This window comes from Mesorhizobium sp. M0045 (genome assembly GCF_040323385.1).
GTDB lineage: Bacteria > Pseudomonadota > Alphaproteobacteria > Rhizobiales > Rhizobiaceae > Mesorhizobium.
The window spans coordinates 215,077-241,328 of sequence record NZ_JAMYUY010000008.1; the positions used below are offsets into that span (position 1 = coordinate 215,077).

The following is a 26,252-nucleotide window of genomic DNA, read 5'->3' on the forward strand; positions in this document are numbered from 1 at the left end:
ATGCGTTCGATCAAGACCGTGTGGTGGTGGGCTCGCTGACAGCGGCCTGTTCGAACGCGTTCGCGTGACAATAGAGGGTGGCCGCAGCGGAATGTCCGGGCGGCCATTTGTTTTTTCAAGCCATTCCCGGGTCCGTTGCCCCAAAGACGCTGATGGAGACGGCAATGACGACGAAAATACTGGAGAATGGAGCCGAGCGCTTCGTCACCGCGGGCGGCGTGGCGATTACCCGCCAGCGCCATGACCGGCCGTATGAGGGAGCGATCGATGGCTATGTCGACGGGCTGAATTCGCGCCGCGGCGCCGTGTTTTCCTCGAATTACGAATATCCCGGCCGCTATACGCGCTGGGACACCGCCATCATCGATCCGCCGGTGGTGATCTCGGCACGCGGCCGCGCTATGCGCATCGAGGCGCTGAACCGCCGCGGCGAGGTGCTTTTGCCGGTGATCGGCACGGTGCTTGCCGGCCTTGACGATGTCACGATCGCCGAGACGTCGAACAAACTCGTCCGCCTCGAAGTTGCCAAGCCCGGCCGTGTCTTCACCGAGGAGGAACGCAGCCGCGTTCCCTCCGTCTTCACCGTGCTGCGCGCCATCACCGCCTTGTTCAAGACCGAGGAAGATGCCAATCTCGGCCTCTATGGCGCCTTCGGCTACGACCTCGCCTTCCAGTTCGATCCGGTCGACTACAAGCTCGAGCGCAAGCCAAGCCAGCGCGATCTCGTGCTGTTCCTGCCCGACGAGATCCTCGTCGTCGACCACTATTCGACCAAGGCCTGGACCGACCGCTATGACTATTCCGGCGATGGCTTCTCGACCGAAGGCCTGCCGCGCGACGAAATCGTCGAGCCGTTCAGGACCGCCGACCGCATCCCGCCGCGCGGCGACCACGAGCCCGGCGAATATGCCAAGCTGGTGCGCAAGGCGATGAAGAGCTTCGAGCGCGGCGACCTGTTCGAAGTGGTGTCGGGGCAGATGTTCTACGAACGCTGCGAAACCCAGCCCTCCGAGATTTCCCGCAAGCTGAAGAGCATCAACCCTTCGCCCTATTCCTTCTTCATCAATCTCGGCGAGGGCGAATATCTGATCGGCGCCTCACCGGAAATGTTCGTGCGCGTCAACGGCCGCCGCGTCGAGACCTGCCCGATCTCCGGTACCATCAAGCGCGGCGACGACGCCATCTCCGACAGCGAGCAGATCCTGAAGCTGCTCAATTCGAAGAAGGATGAATCCGAACTCACCATGTGCTCGGACGTCGACCGCAACGACAAGTCGAGGGTCTGCGAGCCGGGCTCGGTGCGCGTCATCGGCCGCCGCCAGATCGAAATGTACTCCCGCCTGATCCACACCGTCGACCACATCGAGGGGCGGCTGCGCGAAGGCATGGACGCCTTCGACGCGTTCCTGTCGCATGCCTGGGCCGTCACCGTCACTGGCGCGCCGAAATTATGGGCAATGCGCTTCATCGAGCAGAACGAGAAGAGCCCGCGCGCCTGGTATGGCGGGGCGATCGGCATGGTCAATTTCAACGGTGACATGAACACCGGCCTGACGCTTCGCACCATTCGCATCAAGGACGGCATCGCCGAGGTGCGCGCCGGCGCCACGCTGCTCTTCGACAGCATTCCCGAGGAAGAAGAAGCCGAAACCGAACTGAAGGCATCCGCCATGCTCTCCGCCATCCGTGACGCCAAATCAGGCAACGCCGCCAGCACCGAACGCAGCACCGCGCGTGTCGGCGACGGCGTCAATATCCTGCTGGTCGACCACGAGGACAGTTTCGTCCATACGCTGGCCAACTATTTCCGCCAGACCGGCGCCAATGTCTCGACGGTGCGCACGCCGGTGCCGGACGAGATCTTCGACCGGCTGAAGCCAAACCTGGTCGTGCTGTCGCCCGGTCCCGGCACACCGAAGGACTTCGACTGCGCCGCCACCATCAAGCGGGCCCGTGCGCGCGACCTGCCGATCTTCGGCGTCTGCCTCGGGCTGCAGGCGCTGGCCGAGGCCTATGGCGGCGAGCTGCGCCAATTGCACATCCCGATGCACGGCAAGCCGTCGCGCATCCGCGTATCGAAGCCAGGCATCATCTTCTCCGGCCTGCCCAAGGAGGTGACCGTCGGCCGCTACCATTCGATCTTCGCCGATCCGGTGCGGCTGCCCGATGGTTTTGTCGTCACCGCCGAGACCGAAGACGGCATCATCATGGCCTTCGAGCACCGCAAGGAGCCTATCGCTGCGGTGCAGTTCCATCCGGAATCGATCATGACGCTCGGCCACAATGCCGGCATGCGCATCATCGAGAACATTGTCGCGCACCTGCCGCGCAAGGCCAAGGAAAAGGCCGCTTAAATTCGAGGGCTCAGTGTTGGGATTTCTTCCCCAGTGACCGCGGTGGATAACAAAGCCGCCGCCAGGCAGAAGGTCGCCAGCCTCGCCTTCTGGTCGATCGTCGTCGCCTTCGTCGTGCTCGGCCTGAAGCTGGTGGCCTGGTACGTCACCGGTTCGGTTGCGCTTTATTCGGACGCGCTGGAATCGATCGTCAACGTCATTGCCTCAGCGGCCGCCTATTGGGCGATCCAGGTCAGCTACAAGCCGGCCGACCAGGACCATCCGTTCGGCCACCACAAGGCCGAGTATTTCTCGGCCGTCCTGGAAGGCGTGCTGATCGTGCTTGCCGCCCTGCTCATCCTCAACGAGGTCTGGTGGTCGTGGCAGCATCCGGCCCCGCTCGAACAGCCATGGACCGGCCTTGCCGTCAACGGCGTCGCAACGGTCATCAACGCCGTCTGGGCCTTGACGCTTATCCGCACCGGACGACGTGAAAAATCACCGGCGCTCGTCGCCGACGGCAGGCACATCATGACCGACGTGGCGACCTCGGTCGGTGTGTTCATCGGCCTGGTCGGCGCCGTGCTGACCGGCTGGCAGGTTCTCGATCCGGCTCTTGCCGTGATCGTCGCGCTCAACATTCTGTGGCAGGGCTGGCACGTCATCGGCTCGTCGATGAACGGCCTGATGGACCGCGCCGTCGATACCCAGGAACATATCCGTATCCGCGACATCATCTCGGCCAATTGCAAGGGCGCGCTCGAGGTCCACGACCTGAAGACGCGCATCGCCGGCCGCGCCACCTTCATCGAGTTCCATCTGGTTGTCGACGCCGATATGTCGGTCGGCGCCAGCCACGTCATTTGCGACCGCATCGAAGACGCGCTGAAGGCCGAAATCCCTTCCGTGCGGGTCATCATCCATGTCGAACCCGACGACGAGGCGAAACTGCCCAAGGGCACGACGGCCGTGCCGTTCGCGTGAGGTGGCGTCGCAGAAAAAACATCGCTCAGTCGTGATCCTTCGCGCCCCCCTCTGTCCTGCCGGACATCTCCCCCTCTAGTGGGGAGATTGGATGTCGCTTCCGGCTTCGCCAATCTCCAACGACAAGCGCTGTCGGCGAAGCTGCCTATCTCCCCCCTTGAGGGGGAGATGTCCGGCAGGACAGAGGGGGGCGCTGTCCCGCCGGCATCACGGTTCTCAACTGCTCAAAGCCCGCAGGCAGCCTGCGGCATCGGCTCCAGCCGGTAGACCTTGTCGTCGGACATTGTGTCGCCTGCCGCCGCCTTCGAGCACAGGTCGACGATCGGCAGGCCGCTGTTCGGGTTGGCCAGCATCATCGTGCCGTTGGCGCCGCGGCGAAGGAAGACCTCCTTTTGCGCGATATCGCAGGAGGCAGCACCCGTCTTCGCGCTCGCCACGCAGCGCCACTGGTCGCCCTCGCCCTGGCAGCTGTAGACCTGCGTGACCTTGGCCGATTTCTGCCGCGTGGTAACTGAAACGGCGATGTCGGCGCCGCTTGGCCAATTGGCCGGATCGCCCTCCTTGGCGAAAGACGCCAGCTCGACCGGTCCGCGGAAAACCCTGATCGACTGGGTCAGCTGATCGGGATGCGAGCCGAGATGCGCGGCGTCGTAGTCGCGTCCGTAGCAGAAGGCCTGGTCCGGCTTCAGTCGCTCGCGCAATGGCGGGCCAAGGGCCGGGTCGATCGGGTCGATGCGCGCGAACTCCGCCTTGCAGGTCGCGGCCGGCATCGGGTCGAGCCTGAAGCCGTTATCGTCCTTGCCCAGCGCCTGCCTTTCGTACTCCGCCTTGCCGAGCTCGTCTTCCGAGCCGGCGTCGAGATAGAGGTCGGGCTGCACGTCCGAGACAATCAGCCGGCCTTTGTCGTCGACCTTCAGCGAAGCCATGGTGCGATCGCAGTCCATGCCGCAGCGGATCGGGCCGGTCTTGCCGTCCTCGGACTCATGGCTGCACCAGCCACCGAGCCATTCCGGCGCCCCGGCGCCGCGCACCGTCGTCGCCATGAAGCCATTGTAAGAGGAATCGATGCCGGCGCTTGGCTCCTCGTTCGGCCGGCTGACCGGGTCGCGGCCGTAGTAAAAGAAGATGCGCGTCACCTTCTGCTGCGGATGCGACTTGAGATGCGCGGCATCATAGACGCGGCCGAAGCAGGCGTCCTTGCCGTCGGGGCTGAGCTCGGTGAGTTTGAGCGTGTCATCGGCGAAAGCAGAGCCGGCGACGGCGGCGAGCAAGGCAACCCCAACTCCGGCGCCCACAATGGTCCCCATTATGGTCCTCGACGTCATGCTACCCCTCCCTTGCCCCGACAAGACGTGGCGTCAATTTATGCTAGGATCGCGGCCGAGGCCACGCAATTTGCGCCGGCCGGCCAAATGGGAGATGAAGCCATGCGACGCCGCGATATTTTCCGCGTCGGTCTTGCCGGAGTTGCCGGGCTTTTCGGGCTGCGCCCCATCAAGGCCGAAGCTAGTGAAGTCAAGCCGGCGGCTGCCAAAGAGGAAAGGCAAAAGGTCGCCTATCACCTCAGCGACCTCGACAAGGTCAATTTCGTGCTCGGCAACATCAAGAACCACTTCGAAGGCACCGACGGCAATGTCGACATCGCGCTTGTCGTGCACGGCCCAGCACTTGCTGCCTTCAAGTCGAAGGGCATATCCGCCGCCATTTCCGGGCGGTTCGCCGGGCTTGTCCAGGACGGGCTCAGCCCGCACGCTTGCGCCAACACCATGCACGGCATGGATATCGGCCTGGCCGACCTGCTCGACGGCTTCCATGCAGCCGACAGGGGCGGCGTCGTCAAGCTCGCCGAATTGCAACGCCAGGGCTACGCCTATCTCAGGCCATAGGGCAATTCCAGGAAAAGTGTGAAACGGTTTTCCGTCCGGAATTGCGTCAAGACAAAGAAGGAGCGGTTCGCCGTTTCCGTGAAACAGTGAACCGCTCTAAACTTTTACGGACTTGAATGCGAGGGCTGCGAGGGCCTACGAAGAGCAGGCAGAGTCCCCCCGGAGGAATAGACGTGCCAGCCACCACCACCCTTGTCAGCCCCTCTCTGGTCATCCCCGACCTTGCCGGAAAGGCGGTGCTGGTCACCGGCGCGTCGACCGGCATCGGCGCGGCGCTTGCACTTGCCTACGCCGCGCAGAAATGCCGCGTCGCGCTGCATTACAATTCGAGCCGCGCGGCTGCCGAAAACCTGGCCGCGACCATTCGCAACGGCGGCGGCGACGTGTTCCTCGCCCAGGGCGATTTCTCGATCCCCGCCGATGTCGAGCGCGTCGTCGAGGACAGTGCGCAACATTTCGGCCGGCTCGACGGCCTCGTCAACAATGCCGGCGGCATGCTCGGCCGCGTGCCCTATGCCGAGCAGACCGAAGCGCATTACGACGCGGTGATGGATCTCAACGCGCGTTCCGTGCTGACAGCTTCGCGCAAAGCGATCCCATGGCTGAAGCGGCAGGGCGGCTTCATCGTCAACACCTCCTCGATCGCCGCGCGCAACGGCGCCGGTGGCGGCGCCGGCCTCTACGGCTCGGCCAAGGCCTTCGTCTCCAACGTCACGCGCGGCATGGCCAAGGAGCTGATCGGCTTCAACATCCGCGTCAACGCGGTGGCGCCCGGCACCATCGCCACCCCTTTCCACGAGCGCTACTCGACCGACGACCAGATGAAAGGCATGATCGCCACCATCCCGCAGGGCCGCGCCGGCACGGCCGAGGACTGCGTCGGCGCCTATCTGTTCCTCTCCTCCGATCTGTTGAGCGGCTACATCATCGGCCAGGTGATCGAGGTCAATGGCGGGCAGTTGATGCCGTAGACGGCGAACTGCATACTCTTGGTTGCGTCATCTCAACGGAGCAAAGCGAATGTACGGACTGATCGGCAAGATGCGGGCGATGCGCGGCCAGCGTGACGCAATGATGGATATCCTGCTCGCCAGCACCGGCGCCATGCCCGGCTGCCTGAACTACATCATCGCCACCGACCCGGCCGATGCCGACGCGATCTGGGTGACCGAGGTGTGGACCGACGCCGAAAGCCACAAGGCTTCGCTGCAGCTGCCCGAAATCCAGGCGGCAATCGCCAAGGCACGGCCGATCATCGCCGGGTTCGAGTTCCAGGTGGAGACGCATCCTGTTGGCGGGTTCGGCTTGCCAGTGAAGGCGGAATAGAGGGAGAGGCCGGCGGGACAGCGCCCCCCTCTGGCCTGCCGGCCATCTCCCCCTCAAGTGGGGAGATTGTCCGTCATCTCGGCTTTCGCCAATCGCCAAACGCCACAGGAATGAGCGGGGCCCTGGAACAGCCGATCTCCCCCCTCGTGGGGGAGATGTCCGGCAGGACAGAGGGGGGCGCGAAGGATCGCCACAGAAGCCGTAGTGCAGTCGTCACCCAAGGCCAACCCCGCAAAAAGGGTTCGCATTTTTTTGCGGCCGGTCTAAGAGCCCATCTATGGATTCTTCCCCGAACCCGCCGGCCATCGAGCACCTGGCGCGGATCCACAAGGCCTGGCAGTGGCCGGTCCTGGTGGTGGTCTCGGTGCTGTTTGCCGGCGCGCTGGAACTCGCCGCCCTGCCGGCCGCGCTTTTGATCGGACCGATGCTGGCGGCCATCGTCGCCGGCACCAACGGCGCCACGGTGCGCGTGCCGCGGGTTCTGTTCGGCTCAGCCCAGGCGGTCGTCGGCTGCCTGGTCGCCAGTTCCATCTCGGCCGATATCTTTCCCGTCTTCTACAAGGAATGGCCGCTGTTCCTTGGCGTCGTGATGGCGACGGTCGCGGCATCCAGCCTGCTCGGCTGGCTGATCAGCCGCTGGCGCATCCTGCCCGGCACCACCGCGGTCTGGGGCTCGTCGCCGGGCGCCGCCACCGCCATGGTGCTGATGGCCGGTGCCTTCGGCGCCGACCAGCGCCTCGTCGCCTTCATGCTTTATCTGCGCGTCATCTGCGTCTCGATGACTGCAGCCCTGGTGGCCAAGCTCTGGGTCGACACCTCGGGCATCGAGGTGCCGGCCATCGTCTGGTTCCCACCGGTCGACCCGCAAGGCTTGGCCGCGACTTTCGGGGTGGCGCTGGTTGGCGGCCTCGCCGGAAAGCTTTTTAGGCTGCCGTCGCCGTTCTTCCTCGGCACCTTCATTTTCGGCACCGTGATCCATCTCGGGCTCGGTGTGACCATGCAGTTGCCGCCCTGGCTGCTTGCCTTGAGCTATACGACGATCGGCTGGAGCATCGGCCTGAATTTCACCAGGGCCATTTTGCGCCACGCGGCCCGCGCGCTGCCGCAGATCGTCGGCTCGATCATTGCCCTGATCGGCTTTTGCGGCGGCCTCGCCTTCCTGATCAGCCGCCTGCTCGGCATCGATCCGCTGACCGCCTATCTGGCAACCAGCCCGGGCGGCATGGACAGCGTCGCCATCATCGCCGCCGCCGCGCAGCATGTCGACATATCCTTCGTCATGGCGCTGCAATCGGCACGCTTCCTGATCGTGCTTCTGGTCGGCCCAAGCGTGGCGCGGCTGGTGGCGAGAAGCCTGCGGGAGTAAAGACCAGCTGGGCTGCGTCAGCTGATCACCAGGCTCGATATACGCTCGCCGCCAGCGTGAAGACCATATCGCCCTCGCCGTTGAAACCGTTGCCTTCGACGGCGATGCGAACGCGGCAGGTGCCGTCCGCTGCTGCGATGCCGAGGATGCTGAACCTGGACTGCACGCCGATATTCTCCGACTGGTTCCAGCGCGCAATCTGCTCGCGGCCCCGGAACGACCGGCCCCAGTCGCTCAGAAAGGCATCCGGCGTGAAATTGTCCAGGAAGGCTTCGGTGTCGCCGGCATTGGTGGCTTCGACAAAGCGGCGGATGGGATCGGGCGTGTCCATGTCTTTCCTCCTGGACCGGATTCCGGTGCTCTGGAAGGAGCGGCCGGATGGGACGATAGGGTAGTCCTCGAAGCATGACGCCGAAATAAAAAACCCGCCTCGGGAGGCGGGTCGTTTGAGCCAATTAGCACCATACCCAGATTAGTAGCATAGCTGCCGGCACAAAGCAAGAACAAAATGTGGCTACCCCGGACAATCGCGACAGGTTTGCGCCGCCCTGCGTGAAGGGCAGCGCCGGCATCGGTCATCCTTTTGATTGATTTCCCTGGCATCGAACAGCCCCAAGCCGACAGCGAGGCTCCCACTTGCCTCGCTTTGCCCGCTCCTGTATGAAAACCGCCATGAGCCCGCGCGCCACCTCTTTTGCGTCCCGTCCGACCGGCATTGCCGGCCAGACCGTTCGCGCGCTTGCCTCGACCCTGCTGCTTCTCGGCCTTATCGGCGATCGCCGGGTTCGCTGAAGGAGCGCCCGGCGGTCGAATTCGCCGCTCACGCGCACGCTCCTTGGCCAGTCTGCAAATTGGCACGTCACATCAAGCGAACGAAATTCTGGTAAAGGCGCCGCTCGCCACCAATCCGCCTGAAGCTGGATCCGCGAGCCGCCGGGAGAAAAGACGATGAACGCACGAGAAGATATCCGTCTGAATGTAGAGGAAACCACCAAGCCCGCGAGGGGCATGCCGGACGCTGCCCGCAAATACCAACCCTATCCGACCGTCGGCCTTGCCGATCGCACCTGGCCTTCGAAAGTGATCGACAAGGCGCCGATCTGGTGCTCGGTCGACCTGCGCGACGGCAACCAGGCGCTGATCGATCCGATGGGCCAGGAACGCAAGGCGCGCATGTTCGCCCTGCTGCTCGACATGGGTTTCAAGGAGATCGAGATCGGCTTCCCGTCGGCCTCGCAGACCGACTTCGATTTCGCCCGCTGGTGCATCGAACAAGGCAACGTGCCCGCCGACGTCTCGCTGCAGGTGCTGGTACAGTGCCGGCCGGAACTGATCACCCGCACTTTCGAGGCGCTGAAGGGCGCCGCCAACCCGATCGTCCATTTCTACAACTCGACCAGCGAGCTGCAGCGCCGCGTCGTCTTCGAGAAGGACGTCGCCGGCATCAAGCGGATCGCCACCGATGCGGCCAAGATGATCACCGACATGGCGGCGAAGGCCGGCGGCGGCTACCGTTTCGAATACTCGCCGGAGAGCTTTACCGGCACCGAGCTCGAAGTGGCGCTGGAGATCTGCAACGCGGTCACCGAGATCGTCAGGCCGACGGCGGAAAACAGGCTGATCATCAACCTGCCCTCCACGGTCGAGATGTCGACGCCCAACATCTATGCCGACCGCATCGAATGGATGTGCCGCAATCTCGACAATCGCGAGAACCTGTTGATCTCGCTGCACCCGCACAATGACCGCGGCACCGGCATCGCCACCACCGAACTCGGCCTGATGGCGGGCGCCGACCGCGTCGAAGGCACGCTGTTCGGTAATGGCGAGCGCACCGGCAATGTCGACATCGTCACGCTGGCGCTCAACATGTACACGCAAGGCGTCGATCCCAAGCTCGACTGCTCCGACATCAACCGCATGAAGGACGTCTACGAATACTCCAACCAGCTGAAGATCCCAGAGCGCCATCCCTATGTCGGCGAGCTCGTCTACACCGCCTTTTCCGGCTCGCACCAGGACGCCATCAACAAGGGGATGAAGGCGCTGCGGAAGGCCAACACGCCGCATTGGGAGGTGCCCTACCTGCCGATCGACCCGGCCGATGTCGGCCGCAGCTATGAAGCCATCATCCGCATCAACTCGCAGTCCGGCAAGGGCGGCATCGCCTATGTGCTGCATGCGGATTACGGCCTCAACCTGCCGCGCAACCTGCAGATCGAGTTCAGCCAGGCCATCCAGGCGATCACCGACGCCGAAGGCAAGGAAGTGCCGGCCAGGCGCATCTACGAGCGCTTTCTCGATACCTATGTCGACCAGCCCGGCGCGCGGCTGAAGTTCCTCGACCACCACACCTACCCCGACACCGAGGTCAAGGGCCGGCGCGTGGTCGAAGCGGTGATCCTCGACAAAGGCAAGGAGGTGACCATATCAGGCACCGGCACCGGCCCGATCGACGGCTTCGTCGATGCGCTGTCGCGCCATGTCGGGGTGCCGATGTCGGTGCTGGATTATTCCGAGCATTCCATGCAGCGCGGCTCGAATGCCTCGGCCATTTCCTATGTCGAGATGGAATATCCGGACGGCAAGCTGTTCGGCGCCGGCATCAACACCAACATCGTCGCCGCCTCGCTCGAAGCCGTGGTTTCGGCCGCCAACCGCATCGTCGGCCGAAAGCTCGGCTAGCCGAGACTGCCAGACTCGCGCCATCGGCCCACCGGACTTTTATCCGGTGGGTACGCTATCGCACCATAAGCACACGCTTGTAAGGCGCCGCCAGCGCTATATGATTGTACCTCAACCTGTGCCGAATTCGAAGGGATCGACACTTGCAGCATACCACGCCTGCCGCCCCCGCAGTGCGCGAAACGCTGGAGCGATTGCTTGCCAGCGAAACGTTCGGACGATCCGAGCGCGCGCGCAAGCTGCTCCGCTATCTCGTCGAGCGCGAGCAGGCAGGCGAAGCCGACCGGCTCAAGGGCTTCTCCATAGCGATGGACGTCTTCGGCAAGGACGGCGATTTCGATCCGTCGACCGATGCGGTGGTGCGGGTGCAGGCCGGCAGGCTGCGCGAGCTTCTGCAGCAGTATTTCGCCAATGAGGGCGTTGCCGAACCGGTCCGCATCGCCATTCCGCGCGGCGGCTATGTTCCATCCTACGAACTCAATGCCATTCGCTTGCCGGCGGAGGTGGAGGCAAAGAGCAAGCCGCAGCCGGCGACAGAAGAGGCGACAAACGCCCCGCCCGGATCGCTGGAGGACGCCCGCAACCGGACACATCCGGCTGCATTGCTGAGCGTTCCAGCCGTCACCCCTGCTGCACCTTCGCTGCAGCGGCATTTGCAATTCTTCTGGCTGGCGATCGCGCTGGTCATTCTCATGCTGGGTGTGCTGATCCTTCGCCAGGGCAGCGTGGTATTGCTGACCGGCGGCGACACGGCGGTCGAGACCGCGGTGGCGACCGCCAGCATTGCAGCGCCTCCGGTCGAAAACCTTCCCCAGGTCTACATCGCCATCAAGGCCGACAGCGACGTGGCTCGCCGTGTCGCCGCATCGCTGCGCGCCGGCCTTAGCGGCTTCGACACCATCAATTTCATCGGCCGTGATGCCGACAGCCCGCCCGATCCAGTTACCGACGCCGCCAGCTTCGTATTCGATGTCCTGCCCGGGCCGCGCAGCGGCGACATCATGCTCGAGCTGCAAAGCGTGGCGACCGGCCGCGTGCTGCTGTCACGCAACCTGACCGCCGGCGACAGCGCGAACACCGCCATCGAGGACCAGATCTCCGGCATTTTGAGCTCGGCTCTTCCCGCCTCGGGCACGATCTACAACTACATCGAGCAGAGCGGCATCCAGACCGGGCTGACGGCGTGCCTGGTGCTCAACGGCAAATATTATCTCGACCAGAACGCCCAGACGCACGAAGCCGCCTACCGCTGCCTCGAAGATCTTGCCAACGGGAAGGCGAAGTCGTCGCTCGTCTATTCGGAGCTCGCGTCCTTGCATCTTGAAGCGGTCACCGACCACTATCCCTACCCCGCCGACGCGACGATCGAAAAAGCGATGACGTTTGCCCATCGCGCCATCCAGATGGGCCCGACCAGCCCCTACGCGCACCGCGCCCTTGGTTATCTCAACTCGCGCATGGGCGATTCCGCGGAATCGATCCGCTGGATGCGCAAGGCCTATGAGCTCAATCCCTACGATCTCGCAATGGCCGCCGCCTATGGCTACGGGCTGGTTTTCGCCGGCAGGTACAGCGAGGGCACCCCGATCATCGCTCACGCGGTGGACATCGCCAGCGCCCATCCGACATGGTGGGATTACGGGCTGTTCGCCGGAGAGTTCATGATGGGCGACATGAACAAGGCGACGCTTGCCGGCGACGGCTTGCGAACGACGGAAATGAAATCGCATTATCTGGCCGCGCGGCTGATCGGCGCCAAGGCTGCCGGCCGCGAGAAGCTGGCGAGCAGGCTGCTGCAGGAACTGACCACCAAATTCCCGAAATTCGCAGCCGATCCGCGCGCAACTTTCGTCGAACGAAGATATCCCGCCGATCTGACCAACCGGCTGGTGGAAGCCCTGCGCGCCGCCGGGCTTGGCGGCGCCAGCTGACGTCTCCCGGCGCGTGCACGACGTCAGGTGATCGCGAAGATTTTACTGGCCATCCGGACGGCCAAAGCGCAATTCAGACACAATTTGAACCGGCCAATCCGATCCCACATAGGTCTGATCGCGCATAAGTCTGACCTCCCGCAAAGACTGATCCTCGCATAAGACCGCCCCGGGCATCCTGACTGGTCCCGGCACCAAGCCATAAAGTTTGCATGACCCCATCCCTGTACGCCGCCGAACGGGGCACCGGCCCGACAACCATCGCCTTGCTGCATGGCTTCGGTGGCTGCCACGACGACTGGCGCGAGGTGGCCGCGTCCCTAGCACTCGGCGCGCGGACGTTGGCCTATGATCTGCCGGGGCATGGGCTGTCGCTCGATTTTCCGGGCGGCGGTCCGGCCAGGATTGCAGCCAGTGCCGTCCTTACGGATTTTTCCGCTCGCGGGATTAAGCGGGCCCATCTCGTCGGCCATTCGATGGGCGGCGCCGTGGCCGCCCTGATGGCATTGAACGAGCCGGAAAAAATAGCCTCGCTGACGCTGCTGGCGCCGGGCGGTTTCGGTCCTGAGATCAATGGTCCGCTGCTGCGTCGTTACGCCGCCGCTGCCGGCACGGATGAAATCCGCGCCTGTCTTGCCGACATGTCGGGACCACAAAGCCGACCTTCGCAGCATAGGGTCGATCTCGTCAACGAGATGCGGCAGCGTCCCGGTCAGCTACGGACACTTGTCCAGTTCGCGGCCGCCATGACCAGGGATGATCGGCAAGGCGTCATCCCAAGCGAGCGGCTTGAAACGCTGAATATGCCAATCATGGTGGTTTGGGGAACCGACGACGCGATGCTGCCCGTCAGCCAGGCGGACGGCTTGCCGAAGCATTTTCATCTGCACCGCGTGTTGGAAGCCGGCCATATGCTGGTCGAGGAAGCGCCCGGCCTGGTCGTCGAGGCTGTCCGTCGCAACATGCGGCGTCGCAGCAGGCGGCTTCGTCCAGAATTGGCTGCGGCGACGAGCTGATCCGTCCTCGCGCGGGACGGCCGCGGCGCAGGTGCTCCTTCCACCGAACCCTTGCCGGCCCGTCGATCTGGCAAGTGCATTTTGCCGGCGGCTGTGTTAATTCGGTGTTAACCAAACCCGCGAGGCAACGCCGATGAAGGACGCAGGCGAGAACATCACCCAGATCGATCAGTCGCGAAAACTGTCCGATGCCATTCGCGACGTCAAGAACGCCTTCGCCGACCGCGACGATGTCGTCGTCGACATGCGCGAAGCGCATCGCATGCGGCTCGATCTGCTTGCCGCCGAACTCGCACCGGTCTTCGGCGACGTGCCCACCGACATGGACAGTTTCGACTTCGCCGTCTCGTCCGGCCTGCAGCCACGGCTGTGGATTGACGCCGTCAGCCATGTCGCCATGGGACGCGACCGCCGCACCTACCGCTTTCTCAAGGACACGCGCATCGGCCGCGTCGTCCTCGCCGAATCGACCGACATGAAGGTCGTTGCCGACCAGGTGACGCGCTATGTCGCCGAGCGCGTTGTCGAACGCCAGAGAATGATGGAAGGCGGCATCGAGCAAGCCGTCGCCGGCCTCAAACGCGCCCTGGTGGCGGAGGCCGAGCCGCCGCTGCAGATCGCCGCGCGCAGCAACGGCTGGTCGGCGTTCTTCTCGGGCCTCGGCCTGATCGCCGCCGGCGCCCTGGTCGGCCTGGCGATTTCGCTCGTACTGTTCTGGGATCGCATCGTCGCGATGAAAATCAGCTTCTGAAGCGGTTCAGCGTTTCACCGAAATGCTGAACGGCTCTATCTCTTTGTTTTGATGCAATTCCGGACGGAAAACCGCTTCACACTTTTCCTGGAATTGCTCTAGCCATCGACGCCTCGGCCTCGACGCCAAGCTCCAGCGTCTGCAGGTCGCTGGGCGGCAATGCCGGCCCGGTCAGGCCGCGGCGCGTCAGCTTGATCCGCCAATTGTCCTTTTCACCGTCGATGTCGAGCAGATTGTATTGCGCCGGCGCATGCGAACTGCCGGGGGCCTGCCCGGCGGCGGCGACCCCGACCACCGGGATTTTTGTCTTGCGGGCGCCGATGAAGAACAGCGACGGCACATGCGAATGGCCATGCAGCACAAGCTCGGCGCCGTGCCGGTGAAGCACCCTGTGGAAGCGCGAGATGCCGAACAGCCGCTTGTTCTGCGAAACGGCGCCGCGCATCGGCGGGTGGTGGATCATGATCACCCGGAACAGGCCGCGCTTGCCTGTGGCGTCGAGCATGCCGCGCAGCCGTTCCGCCTGGCCTTCCAGAAAGAAGCCGTTGGCCATGAACGGAGCCGTGGCGCGCGCCGTGGAGACGCCGATCAGCGCAACATCGCCGCGTACGCGCAGATACGGAAAGGTGTTGCGGTCGACCGGCGTATTGACGCCGTCGCCGGTCATCCACGCCGCCCACGACCGGCAGGTCTTGTCGAAGGCGCCCGGCACATAGGCGTCATGGTTTCCCGGCACGACCGACACGTCGTTGGGCGAGCCCAGCGTCTCCAGCCAGTGCTTGGCCATCTCGAGTTCACCGTCGAGCGCCAGATTGACCAGGTCGCCCGTGATGGCGAGATGGTCCGGCCCGCTGGCCTTCATGTCGGCGACGATCGTGTCGATGACGGCGTCGTGCATGTGGCGGCGGCGGTTGCGCTGCCAATTGACGTAGCCGACCACGCGCTTGGAGGCGAGATCGCGATAGGTTACATCGGGGAGCGGCCCCAGATGGACATCGGAAATATGCGCGAGCCTGAACATCTTTTCTTCATAGGCGAGGCGCGCGCCGCTTTCCACTCACGGTTTCGCGGACGATGACGACGCCGGATCCGGAGCAAGCCCTGCGCCAGACCGGCTGGCCGGGCCTCAGGGCGAGGCTGTTTCACCTGTACTTCGTACTGCGGCGGCCGATGACGCTCGGCGTTCGCGGCTTGATCCACGACCGAGCCTCCAACTCCGTCTTCCTCATCCGCCATACCTATGTTCCTGGCTGGCACCTGCCCGGCGGTGGCGTCGAGCCGGGCGAGACCATGATCGAGGCGCTGGCGCGCGAACTGTTCGAGGAAGGCAACATCGCGCTGACCGGATCGCCGGTGCTGAAATCGCTGCATTTCAACCGCCGCGCTAGCCGCCGCGATCATGTCGGCCTCTATCTGGTCGAGGAGTTCAACCAGACAGCACCGAAACTGCCCGACCGCGAGATCGCCGAAGCCGGCTTCTTTTCGCTCGATCGCTTGCCGGAAGGCACGACACCAGCGACTTTGCGGCGCATCGCCGAGATTTTTGGGAGTCAACCAACACTACCCTATTGGTAGGCTTGCTTGGCTATTGGAAAAATTCCAAGCTATCGCTCACGAAATGGGGGCAATACCATGGATGTCGGACAAGCAAGATCGGTGAACGTCTGGCCCTATGTAGGGGTCTATAGTCTGGTAATGATGGGCCTGAACGTCATATTTATGGGCATATCGATCATGTTCCCTTCGTTACCGGACAGCTTCGGCAACGCCACCGGCATTGCAATTGCGTTTGGGTCGACCTCCTTCGTCTCTTACAAATTCATCAGGAAAAACCTTCGACTTTTTAATCGCGACGAATATTGGAAAATAACGCTTTTTTCGTCTTTAACCTCGTGTCTGCTTTCGCTGATACTGGGAGGCCTAGCTTTTGCGGCTGGAACCATCCCGGGGGGCGACGCCATCCCTCTGTTCGTCTGGGTCTTTGTCCTGCTGTTTGGCGGACTTGTCGTCTTCGGCATTAATGCCGCAGGCTACTCCAGTCGCATGGGCAAGAATTTTCTGAAAGCAGAGCTTGCCAGACAGGCCCGTATCAACACCGAAATCTTCCGCTAATGCATGTCGCGCAAAAGTGTGCAGCGGATTCGCGATCGCGACATGCATCAAAACAAGAACCTGAAGCGTACCGCATAAGGCCGGGTCGAACGATGCGCTTTAGGTCCACCGGTCTCACGCCGCCTTCCTGAATCGCGCCCGATCATGCGGGGCGGAATAGTCGAGCTCTGGCCCGACGGGCACGATCCGTGTCGGGTTGATGGTCTCGTGGCTGCGGTAATAATGCGCCTTGATGTGGTGCAAATTCACCGTGCCGGCGACGCCCGGCACCTGGTAGAGGTCGCGCAGATAATTCGACAGGTTCGGATAGTCGGCGATGCGGCGCAGATTGCATTTGAAATGGCCGACATAGACCGGGTCGAAGCGGACCAGTGTCGTGAACAGCCGCCAATCCGCCTCGGTGATGCGGCCGCCGACGAGATAGCGCTGCTTTGACAGGCGATCCTCCAGCGTGTCGAGCGCCGAGAACAATTCGCCGAATGCCTCCTCGTAGGCTGCCTGCGTGGTGGCGAAGCCGGCACGGTAAACGCCGTTGTTGACCGCGGGATAGACCAGCGCATTGATCGCATCGATCTCGCCGCGCCACGGTTGCGGATAGAAATCGAGCTTGGCATCGCCCCATTCGTCGAAGGCCGAATTGAGCATGCGGATGATCTCGGAGGATTCGTTGGAAACGATGGTCTGCTCGCGTTTGTCCCACAGCACGGGAACGGTGACCCGGCCCGAATAGCCGGGATCGGCCCTGGTGTAGATCTGGTACAGGAAATCGAGGCCGTAGAGCGTGTCGCCGGTGGCGCCGTCCTCGGCCAGGAACGTCCAGCCGTCGGCGCCCATGAAATGATGGACAACCGAGATGGAAATCACGTCCTCGAGTTTCTTGAGCACGCGAAAGATCAGCGTCCGATGCGCCCACGGGCAGGCGAGCGAGACATAGAGGTGATAGCGGCCGGGCTCGGCCTTGAAGCCGCGTTTTCGCCCTTCGGCCGGCGCGCCGTCGCGGGTCACCCAGTCGCGCCACTGTGACTGCGCGCGCACGAATTTCCCGCCGCTCTCCCCGGTATCGTACCAGCGGTCCTGCCATTGGCCTTCGACTAGCAATCCCATGAAATATCCTTTCGCGTTCCTACCCGATGTAGGCAGCAAGCGGCCCCGCGGAAATCCCCGACGCTGAACAGATCGTCAACGGCTGCGTCGAGTGCATGTCGGCTGCGCCGGCCGATTGCGGCGGCTGAAAATTGGTGGTAGCGGACATCCGCATGTTTGACTTTGCCGTGATCCGGTTCGACCGACGACGAAAGAGCGCCCGCGCTTGATGAAGCGCTGACTGGCGAACGCTGCCGCTTGCAGCAAACCTTTCCTCGTATACCGGAACGCAAAGACCATGAGCCTTGCCGACGTGAAATACCTGCCGGAAACTCCGGCGCACGATCCTGAAATCGACGCCATCAACAACGAGGCTTTCGGGCCGGGCCGTTTCGTGCTTGCCGCCTACAAGATCCGCCAAGCTGGCTCGCACGAACGCGCTTTGTCATTCGTCGCCGTCGACGGCGCAATCGTCGTCGCCTCGGTACGGATGACGCGTATCGCCGCCGGTGCCGGCCGCGCGCTGATGCTCGGGCCGCTCGCCGTGCGGCCGGCCTTCAAAAATCTCGGCATTGGCCGCAAGCTGGTGGCAATCGCGCTGGAAGCCGCCGCCAAGGCCGGCGCGCCTGCCGTGATGCTGGTCGGCGACGAACCCTATTACGGCCCGCTCGGCTTCAAGAGGCTGCCGCGCGGGCAGATCTCGATGCCGCGTCCGGTCGATCCCGATCGGCTTTTGGCGCACGAGATCATGCCGGGCGCGGTGGCAAGGCTGGTGGGCGAGGTTTGCCACGCCGACCAGGCAAGGATTGCCGAGCACATCGCCGCGATGGCGTGACCGTTCCGGCGCTGTTGGCACGGTGGCTTCGCAGCATTAGTCTGGGCAGGGAGGCGAACGTCAAGATGAACCCGAACGGCCAGATTGCGATCGTCACCGGCGGCGGCTCTGGCCTTGGCGAGGCGACGGCGCGCGCTCTTGCCGTCCGTGGCGCCAGGGTTGCCGTCCTCGATCTCGGCATTGACCGGGCGGCCAAGGTGGCGGCCGACATCGGCGGCATCGCCGTCCAATGTGATGTGAGCGACGCGGAGAGCGGTGCCGCTGCTGTCGCGGGAGTGGGTGAGACGCTCGGCGAGCCGCGCATTCTGGTCAATTGCGCCGGCATCGCCATCGGCTTGAAGACGATCGGCAAGGATGGAGCGCACCCACTCGATCAATACCGCAAGGTGATCGAGGTCAATCTGATCGGCACCTTCAACATGATCCGCCTGGTCGCCGACCGGACCGCGAGGCTCGAACCGCTACAGGGCGGCGAGCGCGGCGTGATCGTCAACACCGCATCGGTCGCGGCCTATGACGGCCAGATCGGCCAGGCGGCCTATTCCGCGTCCAAAGCCGGCGTCGTCGGCATGACGCTGCCGGTGGCGCGCGATCTCGCCCGCTTTGGCATTCGCGTCTGCACCATCGCGCCTGGCATCTTCAGGACGCCGATGATGGCCGGCATGCCGCAGGAGGTGCAGGATTCGCTCGGCGCCGCAGTACCCTTCCCTTCCCGTTTGGGCGAGCCTTCGGAATACGCGGCACTTGTCTTGCACATCGTCGAGAACCAGATGCTCAATGGCGAGACCATTCGCCTCGATGGCGCCATCCGCATGGCGCCGAAATAAAAGCGACGGTGGTGCTTTGGACGAACCCAGGAAAGATGTGATCCGCGCAACCGACGCCGAGGCGATCAGGTTGGCAAAGACGCTGATCCGCAGCGCCCGTTTCGGCGCGATGGCGGTGCTCGAACCAGGGACCGGTTCGCCGCTGGCCAGCCGCGTCGGCGTCGCCACCGACATCGACGGCACGCCATTGATCCTGGTCTCGATGCTGTCCGCCCACACCGGCGCTATCCTTGCCGACCCGCGCTGCTCGTTGCTCGTCGGCGAACCCGGCAAGGGCGATCCGCTGGCGCATCCGCGACTGACGCTCGTCTGCCGCGCCGTGCGGCTCGAACGCGGATCGAACGAACACGCCCGCGCCGAGCGGCGCTACCTCAACCGCAACCCCAAGGCAAAACTCTATGCCGGGCTCGGCGACTTCTCGATCTTCCGGCTCGAACCGGAGCGCGCCAGCCTGAACGGAGGCTTCGGCAAGGCCTATCTGCTCGACCGCACCGATCTGGTCGCGACGGGAGCGATCGTCGAAGAGCTTGCCGCCGGCGAGCAATCGGCACTCGACCATATGAACGCCGACCATCTCGATGCGATTGCCCTCTACGCAAGTCATTTCGGCGGAGCCGGGGGCGACGGCTGGATCGTCACCGGGTTCGACGCGGACGGGATGGATCTCGTATCGGGCGACAATGTCTGTCGGGTTTTCTTCCCCGAGCCGCTGAGAGCGGCGCGCGACCTCAGGCTTGTCCTGGTCGACATGGCAAAGGCTGCCCGATCGGCAAATTAATCACAGCCGCACAGTTAATCGGCTTGCATGGAAAGCAAGCCTTGAGATTTGAGCGAAATGTTCTACCTTTGCGAGTGACGCTGAATCGCTGGCGTGCATCTATAGGGAAAGTCTATGGAATCCGACGCTATTGCCCCCATAGCGGCGGATGAGCAAGAAGGCATGGGGGATCTATGGTCTCGAACAAACTAGTCGCCAACGCCGGAACCGCGGCTGCGTTTCTGACGCTGATGGGCAACGAAAAGCGTTTGTTGATCATGAGCTATCTGGCCGAGGGCGAGATGTCGGTCGGCGCCATAGCCGAGAAGGTGTCGCTCAGCCAATCCGCCCTGTCACAGCATCTGGCCAAGCTCAGGGCTTCCGACCTTGTCGAGACCCGCCGCGATCGGCAAATGATCTATTATTCCTGCAAATCCGGGGCGGTGCGCGAATTGCTGCATATGCTGGACGGCATTTTTGGCGAAGGTGAACTGTCGCAGATGGCTCACCGGCTGCGTCGCGCCGGGACTTGAGCGGCCGAGGCGGAGAACACCCCGCCAAATCCGCTTTGCCGCCAAATCCGCCTTGCTGCCAAATCCGCCTTGCTGCCAAGTCGGCCTTGCTACTGAACACGCTCGTCGGCGGCCTGCGCCATCTCGTCCTTGAACTCGACCTTGGTGCCCGGCTGCACCATGGAGGCAAGGTCTTCGGCATCCCAATTGGTCAACCGGATGCAGCCATGCGAAAAGGTCGTGCCGATCTTGCCTGGTTCGGGCGTGCCGTGGATGCCGTAGCTTTCGATGGAAAGGTCGATCCAGACCGATCCCACGGGATTGTTCGGCCCGGCAGCGATGGTGAAGGGCCGCTTGGTCTTGACCCCCTTGAAAGCGAAGTCCGGATCGTAGTGATAGGTAGGGTTGTGCACCACGCGCCTGACCTCTGCCATGCCGCTCGGCGCCGGCTTCTCCTCGCTCCCAATCGAGGCGGGGTAGACCGCCAGCCATTTGCCGGCACGGTCGAGCACACGCACCAGGCGAGCGCCCTTGTCGACCTCGATGGTGGCGACGCCGGCGGGAGGGTCGCCCCTGTCGACATCCGGCACCACCAAGGTCCTGCCGGGCTTCCTGAGGCTGGTGCCCGGATTGAGCATTCTCAGCAATTGTTCGCTGACATGGAAGCGCTCGGCCAATCTCTCCACCGCATTGCGGTAGCCGAGCCGCCGCAAGCGAGCCATCCTCTCCAAGCGGGCGGGAATACGCCGGGTGAACGGTCCACGCACATCCTTGCGCATCACCTCATAGGTCGCCAGCACCGGCTTGGCGGAGGTTGCGATGAGTTTGCTCCAGGTCTGTGGACTGAGCTTGCCATCGGGCGGAAGTCCGTTTGCCGCCTGAAACGCGGCGACGGCCTTGGCGAAGTTCTGGGAAAGGCGACCGTCGATCAGGCCCGGCGAGAAGCGGGCGCGATCCAGAAGGATCTGCGCCTTCAGCAGCATCGGATCGACACCCTTCGGTTCGCCGACAGTGAATTGGGCCTGATTGACGGTGGCCGGATCGAGCTTGGCCGCGCGGGCCACGCCGCATGCAAGGGCAAGCGTGGCGGCAAAGACGAGGAGGAGCCTGATCATCGATGTCCTCCCAGGACCGCAGCAGGAGCCCGCTTCTATGACGCGGCATGGCCCTGTGCGGTTCCCTCGCCCCATCGAAATTCTGCATTGAAGCGGCTTGCCGAAGAGCCGTACCGCGGGAATCAATATTCCCCCGTCGCCAAAGCCCGGGCAGATTCCATCCTGGCCCGGCGCCCCAGTGACTGGATGACCGTTAGAACGGCGTGCATCCATTTCGACGCTGAGATACGGTCTGAGCTTCGGTTCCGGCATCATGCCTTCCGAAACCGAGTCCCGATTCGTGGCCGACGCCATGGTCCGCCGAGGAAGCCATGAATCCGATCCGCATAGACGATCCGCACGATCCCCGCGTCGCAGCCTATCTCGACATCCGGGAGCGAGATCTTGCCGGCCGGCAAGGCCGGTTCGTCGCCGAAGGCAAGGTGGTGCTTGACACGCTGCTCGCCGCCCGGCGCTTCGAGGCAGAATCGGTGCTGGTACTCGAAAACCGGCTGGCCGGCCTCGATGACGTCTTGCGCAAGGCGCCTGCCGGGCTTCCGATCTATGTCGCATCCGGCGAAATCATAGACAGGATCGCCGGATTCCACATGCATCGCGGCATATTGGCGATCGGCCGCAAGGGCGCGGCGATCTCCGCCGAAGCCTTGCTTGGCGCGCTGCCCGCCCGCGCGCTGATCGTGGTGCTGGTCGGCATCGCCAATCATGACAATATGGGCTCGATCTTCCGCAATGCCGCGGCTTTTGGCGCGGATGCCGTGCTTCTCGACCCGACCTGCTGCGATCCGCTGTATCGCAAGGCAATCCGCGTCTCGGTGGGTGCGGCCTTGAAGGTCCCCTTCGCCTGCTTTGCCGATACCGCCGGCTGCACCGCCATGCTCGACCGGCAAGGCTTCAGCCAATTCGCCTTGTCGCCGCGCGGGCAGATCAACATTCGCGATGCCAAGAGAAACGAGCGGCTGGCGCTCTATCTCGGCACCGAGGGCGAAGGCCTGCCGGAAAGCCTGCTTGCCCGCCTGCAGACGCTGCGGATCGGTATGGCGCAAGGCTTCGACAGCCTGAACGTCGCCGCCGCGTCAGCCATCGCGCTGCATCATTTTTCCGGAGCCTGATGCATGTCGCGCAAAAGCGTGCAGCGGTTTCGCGATAACGACATGCATCAAACAAGAACTTAAAGCGCGTCCGATGAGGCGGTCGAACGCGACGCGCTTCAGAGCCGCCGCGCTTGCGCTTGCGGAATCTCAGTCGGTCGAAGCGGCCTTCTGCAGCGCTCGCACCCGATCGGCAAGGCTGCGTCCGCTGCTCCCCGGCCGCGTATCCTCAGCCGCTGCAAGCGCCCGGGCGATCGGCGAATCCGGCCCGTCGAGCCTTGCCGTCAAGGCCACGACTTGCGCCGCCAGATCGTTCATCTCTTCGCGCAATGCCGCGCTGGCGCTGCCGGCATCATCTCCGGCCCGTGATTTCGACGTTTCGACGGCAGCAAGATCTGTCTTCAGCCGCCTGTTCTCGCGTGCCAGCGATGTCAGCCTGGCCTCCAGCCGCTCGCGGTCGGCGTCGAGCTTGGCGGTTGTCTTTTCGATGTCGCCGTTGGCGGCCACATTGACCTGACTGCCTGGCACGCCGGCAAGACCCGCCGCAGGCGCCCTTTCAGCGCCTTTCGGCTTTTCGCGAAGGCGCACCAGTTCCTTCTCGCGGCGCTCCAGCCTGTCCTCGCGATCGGCCAGCGTGGCGAGCAGGCGTTCGATTTTCTTTTCGAGGTCGCCGGTTCTTTTCTTCTCGGCCTTCAGCGCGTCCCGCAAAGCCTTGCTTTCGGCTGCCAATTCCTGGCTGCGCCTGTCCGCCTCCTTACGCTGGCCGCGCAGCAGCGAAATGTCGCTCGCCAGCTTCTGCAGCTCGGATTCGCGCGCCACCAGCTCGATCTGCCGGCTGCTGGATAAGAAACTGGCGTCGTCATACATGTGCTCCAGTTTCCGCAGTTCGAGCCCGCGCTTTTCGTGGGCGCGCTCGGTCTCCGCAAGCCGCTCCGACAGCTGCTGCAGCTGCTCATCGCGCTTGCGAAGCTCCTCGCCCCTGGTTGTAAGATCGGCGACGACCCGGTTCTTGTCCTGCCGCTCGGCCGCCAATTCCTTCAGGGCTTCGCGGTCGCGGCCGATCTCGACCAGCTGTTCGGCGGCCTTCTCGCGCAATGACTTGACGGTCATTTCAAGCCGGCGCACCGAAACCGCGAACTCGGCGCGAATGCGATCCTTGTCCGCCTGGATCTCGGCCAGCGTCAACGGCATCGAACTCTCGACGCGCTTGCGCGTCAGCGCCACCGCCCGCCGCCACACGGCCGGAGCAATCATCAGCGCCAGAAAGCCGGCGCAGAGAAAGCCGAGAACAAAGAACAGGATCGACTGGACCAAGATGACTATCCGTTGTGCATGGCAACCGCCAAAGGTCGACTTTGCCATCTTCGCATGACGGAAATCCGGCGCCACGGCAAGAGTATGCCGCGGCAAAGCTCGGGCCGCTGGATCACAGGCCCAATCGCCGTCGCTCCGTCATGCCGGTCAGAACGGATTCCAGGTCGCGCGCTGGGTGAGCTTGAGGTAGCCGAGATTGACGCCGAGACGGGCGCCGACGCCGGTACGGATCGGCACGAGCAGCACATTGTTGTTCTTCAGCACGTTGAAACCGACGCCGGCGACGACATAGGCAGAGCCGGCGACGCCGCCAAAACGGTTATAGAGGCTGCTCACATCGTCCAGATTGTAGACCAGCATCATGACGCGCGAGCCCTCGCCGCCGAAGTCCCAGCCGAGCGACGGGCCTTGCCAGAACACTTTGTGATCGCCGGCATTCTTGGTATAGAGTGTGCCTTCGCCATAGGTCAGGCCACCGATCAGCGCCCCGGACCCCTCCTCGCCGAGCAGATAGCCGTTCGGCAGGCCATAGGTGGCGAAAATCTTCTCGACGACGGTGGCGAGCCCGCCCGATGTCGCGCCGAAGAATTTATGACCGGAATCGACGATCTCCTGGGCCGTGTATTCCTGCGCCCGCGCCGCCGATGCCGAAAAGGCGACAAGGCCGATGAGCGCGATCGTCATTGAGATGACACGGAAAAAAGTCCGGTCGTAGAATCGGGAAACCATGCTTCCAATCTCCGTCAGGGAGCACTTTCGCCGACGCCTCGCATCCGTACAGCTCTTTGGCGGCCGTTAAGGATGACTGTTAGGGGCAAACTATGCCGTAATCCTTTTTCAACCATTAAACTCTCACATGAAGATGGCGGTTCGAAGGCTGTTTCGCATCGCCCGCGCAGCACCCTGCTGCGTGAACACACCATTTTCGACAATCAAAATTTTGGATTTGTTGCTGCACGCATAAGCGCTGTGTATTCAGAATGCTTGGGAGAGAGCGTGATTCGTGTTGACAGGCGTGATCATGACCGCCCGGTCATTGTGTTGTGAAATTTGCAGGGATTTTTGCCGATGGCCGAGCTTTTCACCCTTTCCGCACCCGACCTGGCGGCGCTTTTGTGCAGCCGGGTCTGCCACGACATCATTTCGCCGGTCGGCGCCATAAACAACGGGCTTGAGCTGCTCGACGAGGGCGGCGCCGACGAAGACGCCATGAAACTGATCCGCCAAAGCGCCAAAAACGCTTCCGCCCGCCTGCAATTCGCCCGCATCGCCTTCGGCGCCGCCGGTTCCGCCGGCATGCTGATCGACACCGGGGATGCCGAGGCCGTGGCCATCGCCTTCCTGAAGAACGAGAAGCCGGAACTGGTCTGGAACGGGACCCGTGCGCTGTTGCCCAAGAACAAGGTCAAGCTGCTGCTCAATCTCATCCTCGTCGCCAACGCCGCCATTCCGCGCGGCGGCAGGCTGGCGGTCACGCTGGAGAACCTGGAGACCGAGCCGCGCTTTGCGCTCGCGGCGAGCGGCCCGATGCTGCGCGTGCCGCCCAAATTCCTGGAATTGCATTCCGGCAACAGGCCGGACGAGCCGATCGACGCGCATTCGGTGCAGCCCTATTACACGCTGCTCCTGGCCCGCGAAGCCAACATGACGATTTCGATCCACGCGACCGCCGACGAGATCGTCCTTTCCGCAGCCTGAAGTTCTCCGAAAGAGCGGGGAAAGTATTCTCTCCAAGTCCTATTTACGGCGTGGTCTTAACATCTGTGAGACGCGCTTGCAGCTTGATTGCGTGAAGCATTGGGAAAGAAGATTTCACTAAAACACCTTCAGGAAAATTTTACCTAACGGCTTTTCGGCTTCTTTACCAGATCGGCCCTATGTTCCCAGGCAGATGCCACGACGCTGCCGGTTCGCCAAACGGCAAGAGGGTCCGGGAATGAAACGCTGCATGTTCGTCGATAATTCGAGCGTCATCAGGAAGGTCGCAAGGCGTATCCTGGGCGGTTCCGGCATGATGGTGATCGAGGCCGCCAGCGGCCACGAGGCGATCGAGATGTGCGCGGCCGACATGCCTGATATCATCGTCGTCGACGGCGCCTTACCGGACATGCAGGCGCAGGACCTCATCCGCCGCGTGCGCGCCATCGAAAGCCCGGTATTGCCGCAGGTTTTGATTTCGCTGGTCGAGGTCGATGTCGGGGCGATCATGCGGGCAAAACGGGCCGGCGCCCAGGGCTACCTGCTGAAGCCGTTCAACCGGCCGCAACTGCTCGAGTGCTTCCGCGCCTTGAAGGTTGCCGCCTGATCAGAGCTGTTCCATTCCGACCAAAA

Annotated in this window: 26 protein-coding genes; 19 read left to right on the forward strand and 7 right to left on the reverse strand. The window is 63.3% G+C overall.

The features are described from left to right. Positions 1 to 164: 164 nt before the first annotated feature. Together NKJ72_RS15820 and NKJ72_RS15825 are read left to right on the forward strand one after the other, a co-directional pair. A complete protein-coding gene (locus NKJ72_RS15820) occupies positions 165 to 2,354 on the forward strand; it encodes an anthranilate synthase (RefSeq protein WP_352478040.1) in 2,190 nt (729 codons plus the stop codon). A gap of 33 nt (positions 2,355 to 2,387) precedes the next feature. Next, on the forward strand, positions 2,388 to 3,317 hold the full coding sequence (locus NKJ72_RS15825) for a cation diffusion facilitator family transporter (RefSeq protein ID WP_502901849.1): 930 nt from the start codon (positions 2,388 to 2,390) through the stop codon (positions 3,315 to 3,317). Positions 3,318 to 3,541: 224 nt separating this feature from the next. Here NKJ72_RS15825 and NKJ72_RS15830 read toward each other — a convergent pair whose 3' ends face one another. Then, a complete protein-coding gene (locus tag NKJ72_RS15830; protein WP_352478041.1) occupies positions 3,542 to 4,642 on the reverse strand; it encodes a hypothetical protein in 1,101 nt (366 codons plus the stop codon). 102 nt (positions 4,643 to 4,744) lie between these two features. Between NKJ72_RS15830 and NKJ72_RS15835 the strand changes: the two genes are divergently transcribed. The 4 genes from NKJ72_RS15835 (at position 4,745) to NKJ72_RS15850 (ending at position 7,895) form a co-directional block, all read left to right on the forward strand. Beyond that, a complete protein-coding gene (locus NKJ72_RS15835) occupies positions 4,745 to 5,203 on the forward strand; it encodes a DsrE family protein (RefSeq protein WP_352478043.1) in 459 nt (152 codons plus the stop codon). A 173-nt stretch (positions 5,204 to 5,376) separates the two neighbouring features. After that, entirely contained in the window at positions 5,377 to 6,174 is a 798-nt protein-coding gene (locus NKJ72_RS15840; protein ID WP_352478045.1) for an SDR family NAD(P)-dependent oxidoreductase, read from the forward strand. Positions 6,175 to 6,223: 49 nt separating this feature from the next. Next, positions 6,224 to 6,529, forward strand: coding sequence for a putative quinol monooxygenase (locus tag NKJ72_RS15845; RefSeq protein ID WP_352478046.1), 306 nt, complete (start codon positions 6,224 to 6,226; stop codon positions 6,527 to 6,529). A gap of 277 nt (positions 6,530 to 6,806) precedes the next feature. Then, positions 6,807 to 7,895 (forward strand): AbrB family transcriptional regulator, encoded by a 1,089-nt coding sequence (locus NKJ72_RS15850; protein WP_352478048.1) that lies wholly within the window; start codon positions 6,807 to 6,809, stop codon positions 7,893 to 7,895. Between the two features lie 25 nt (positions 7,896 to 7,920). On the opposite strand, the gene NKJ72_RS15855 is transcribed toward NKJ72_RS15850, so the two are convergent. Beyond that, positions 7,921 to 8,226, reverse strand: coding sequence for a nuclear transport factor 2 family protein (locus NKJ72_RS15855; protein ID WP_352478050.1), 306 nt, complete (start codon positions 8,224 to 8,226; stop codon positions 7,921 to 7,923). Between the two features lie 617 nt (positions 8,227 to 8,843). Here NKJ72_RS15855 and leuA point away from each other — a divergent pair. The 4 genes from leuA (at position 8,844) to NKJ72_RS15875 (ending at position 14,278) form a co-directional block, all read left to right on the forward strand. Continuing rightward, a complete protein-coding gene (gene leuA / locus NKJ72_RS15860) occupies positions 8,844 to 10,580 on the forward strand; it encodes a 2-isopropylmalate synthase (RefSeq protein ID WP_352478052.1) in 1,737 nt (578 codons plus the stop codon). 143 nt (positions 10,581 to 10,723) lie between these two features. After that, complete coding sequence (locus NKJ72_RS15865) at positions 10,724 to 12,511, forward strand: tetratricopeptide repeat protein (RefSeq protein ID WP_352478054.1); 1,788 nt, start codon at positions 10,724 to 10,726, stop codon at positions 12,509 to 12,511. Between the two features lie 212 nt (positions 12,512 to 12,723). Then, positions 12,724 to 13,527 carry an alpha/beta fold hydrolase gene (locus NKJ72_RS15870; RefSeq protein WP_352478056.1) on the forward strand — a complete coding sequence of 268 codons (804 nt, stop codon included), beginning with the start codon at positions 12,724 to 12,726 and terminating at the stop codon, positions 13,525 to 13,527. 133 nt (positions 13,528 to 13,660) lie between these two features. Beyond that, positions 13,661 to 14,278 (forward strand): hypothetical protein, encoded by a 618-nt coding sequence (locus NKJ72_RS15875; protein WP_254819130.1) that lies wholly within the window; start codon positions 13,661 to 13,663, stop codon positions 14,276 to 14,278. 76 nt (positions 14,279 to 14,354) lie between these two features. On the opposite strand, the gene NKJ72_RS15880 is transcribed toward NKJ72_RS15875, so the two are convergent. Further along, positions 14,355 to 15,299, reverse strand: a complete 945-nt coding sequence (locus NKJ72_RS15880; protein WP_352478103.1) for a metallophosphoesterase family protein — start codon at positions 15,297 to 15,299, stop codon at positions 14,355 to 14,357. A 53-nt stretch (positions 15,300 to 15,352) separates the two neighbouring features. Here NKJ72_RS15880 and NKJ72_RS15885 point away from each other — a divergent pair, with 53 nt between their 5' ends. Together NKJ72_RS15885 and NKJ72_RS15890 are read left to right on the forward strand one after the other, a co-directional pair. Continuing rightward, positions 15,353 to 15,853: an NUDIX domain-containing protein gene (locus tag NKJ72_RS15885; RefSeq protein WP_352478058.1), complete on the forward strand. Its 501-nt coding sequence runs from the start codon at positions 15,353 to 15,355 to the stop codon at positions 15,851 to 15,853. Positions 15,854 to 15,859: 6 nt separating this feature from the next. Beyond that, positions 15,860 to 16,390, forward strand: coding sequence for an ABZJ_00895 family protein (locus NKJ72_RS15890; RefSeq protein ID WP_352478060.1), 531 nt, complete (start codon positions 15,860 to 15,862; stop codon positions 16,388 to 16,390). A 114-nt stretch (positions 16,391 to 16,504) separates the two neighbouring features. On the opposite strand, the gene NKJ72_RS15895 is transcribed toward NKJ72_RS15890, so the two are convergent. Then, entirely contained in the window at positions 16,505 to 17,494 is a 990-nt protein-coding gene (locus NKJ72_RS15895) for a glutathione S-transferase family protein (protein ID WP_352478062.1), read from the reverse strand. A gap of 277 nt (positions 17,495 to 17,771) precedes the next feature. On the opposite strand from NKJ72_RS15895, the gene NKJ72_RS15900 reads away from it, so the two are divergent. The 4 genes from NKJ72_RS15900 to NKJ72_RS15915 all read left to right on the forward strand — a co-directional run bounded on the left by NKJ72_RS15900 (position 17,772) and on the right by NKJ72_RS15915 (position 20,425). Then, positions 17,772 to 18,308 (forward strand): GNAT family N-acetyltransferase, encoded by a 537-nt coding sequence (locus NKJ72_RS15900; protein ID WP_352478064.1) that lies wholly within the window; start codon positions 17,772 to 17,774, stop codon positions 18,306 to 18,308. Positions 18,309 to 18,373: 65 nt separating this feature from the next. Beyond that, the gene (locus NKJ72_RS15905) at positions 18,374 to 19,135 is read left to right on the forward strand and encodes a 3-hydroxyacyl-CoA dehydrogenase (RefSeq protein ID WP_352478066.1); all 762 of its coding nucleotides are present in this window, start codon (positions 18,374 to 18,376) and stop codon (positions 19,133 to 19,135) included. Continuing rightward, positions 19,107 to 19,913, forward strand: a complete 807-nt coding sequence (locus tag NKJ72_RS15910; protein ID WP_352478105.1) for a HugZ family pyridoxamine 5'-phosphate oxidase — start codon at positions 19,107 to 19,109, stop codon at positions 19,911 to 19,913. The genes NKJ72_RS15905 and NKJ72_RS15910 overlap by 29 nt, the downstream gene beginning before the upstream one ends. A 173-nt stretch (positions 19,914 to 20,086) precedes the next feature. Continuing rightward, complete coding sequence (locus tag NKJ72_RS15915) at positions 20,087 to 20,425, forward strand: ArsR/SmtB family transcription factor (RefSeq protein WP_254819124.1); 339 nt, start codon at positions 20,087 to 20,089, stop codon at positions 20,423 to 20,425. 89 nt (positions 20,426 to 20,514) lie between these two features. Here NKJ72_RS15915 and NKJ72_RS15920 read toward each other — a convergent pair whose 3' ends face one another. Then, entirely contained in the window at positions 20,515 to 21,519 is a 1,005-nt protein-coding gene (locus NKJ72_RS15920; RefSeq protein ID WP_352478068.1) for a L,D-transpeptidase, read from the reverse strand. A 311-nt stretch (positions 21,520 to 21,830) separates the two neighbouring features. Between NKJ72_RS15920 and NKJ72_RS15925 the strand changes: the two genes are divergently transcribed. Continuing rightward, positions 21,831 to 22,628 carry a TrmH family RNA methyltransferase gene (locus tag NKJ72_RS15925; RefSeq protein WP_352478070.1) on the forward strand — a complete coding sequence of 266 codons (798 nt, stop codon included), beginning with the start codon at positions 21,831 to 21,833 and terminating at the stop codon, positions 22,626 to 22,628. Positions 22,629 to 22,757: 129 nt separating this feature from the next. On the opposite strand, the gene NKJ72_RS15930 is transcribed toward NKJ72_RS15925, so the two are convergent. Both NKJ72_RS15930 and NKJ72_RS15935 read right to left on the reverse strand, forming a co-directional pair. Next, complete coding sequence (locus NKJ72_RS15930; RefSeq protein ID WP_352478072.1) at positions 22,758 to 23,921, reverse strand: coiled-coil domain-containing protein; 1,164 nt, start codon at positions 23,919 to 23,921, stop codon at positions 22,758 to 22,760. Between the two features lie 147 nt (positions 23,922 to 24,068). After that, positions 24,069 to 24,650 (reverse strand): DUF1134 domain-containing protein, encoded by a 582-nt coding sequence (locus tag NKJ72_RS15935; protein ID WP_023679557.1) that lies wholly within the window; start codon positions 24,648 to 24,650, stop codon positions 24,069 to 24,071. A 339-nt stretch (positions 24,651 to 24,989) separates the two neighbouring features. Between NKJ72_RS15935 and chpT the strand changes: the two genes are divergently transcribed. Next, the gene (gene chpT / locus NKJ72_RS15940; protein WP_254819119.1) at positions 24,990 to 25,619 is read left to right on the forward strand and encodes a histidine phosphotransferase ChpT; all 630 of its coding nucleotides are present in this window, start codon (positions 24,990 to 24,992) and stop codon (positions 25,617 to 25,619) included. Between the two features lie 238 nt (positions 25,620 to 25,857). Beyond that, on the forward strand, positions 25,858 to 26,226 hold the full coding sequence (locus NKJ72_RS15945) for a response regulator (protein WP_254819118.1): 369 nt from the start codon (positions 25,858 to 25,860) through the stop codon (positions 26,224 to 26,226). Positions 26,227 to 26,252 lie beyond the last annotated feature (26 nt).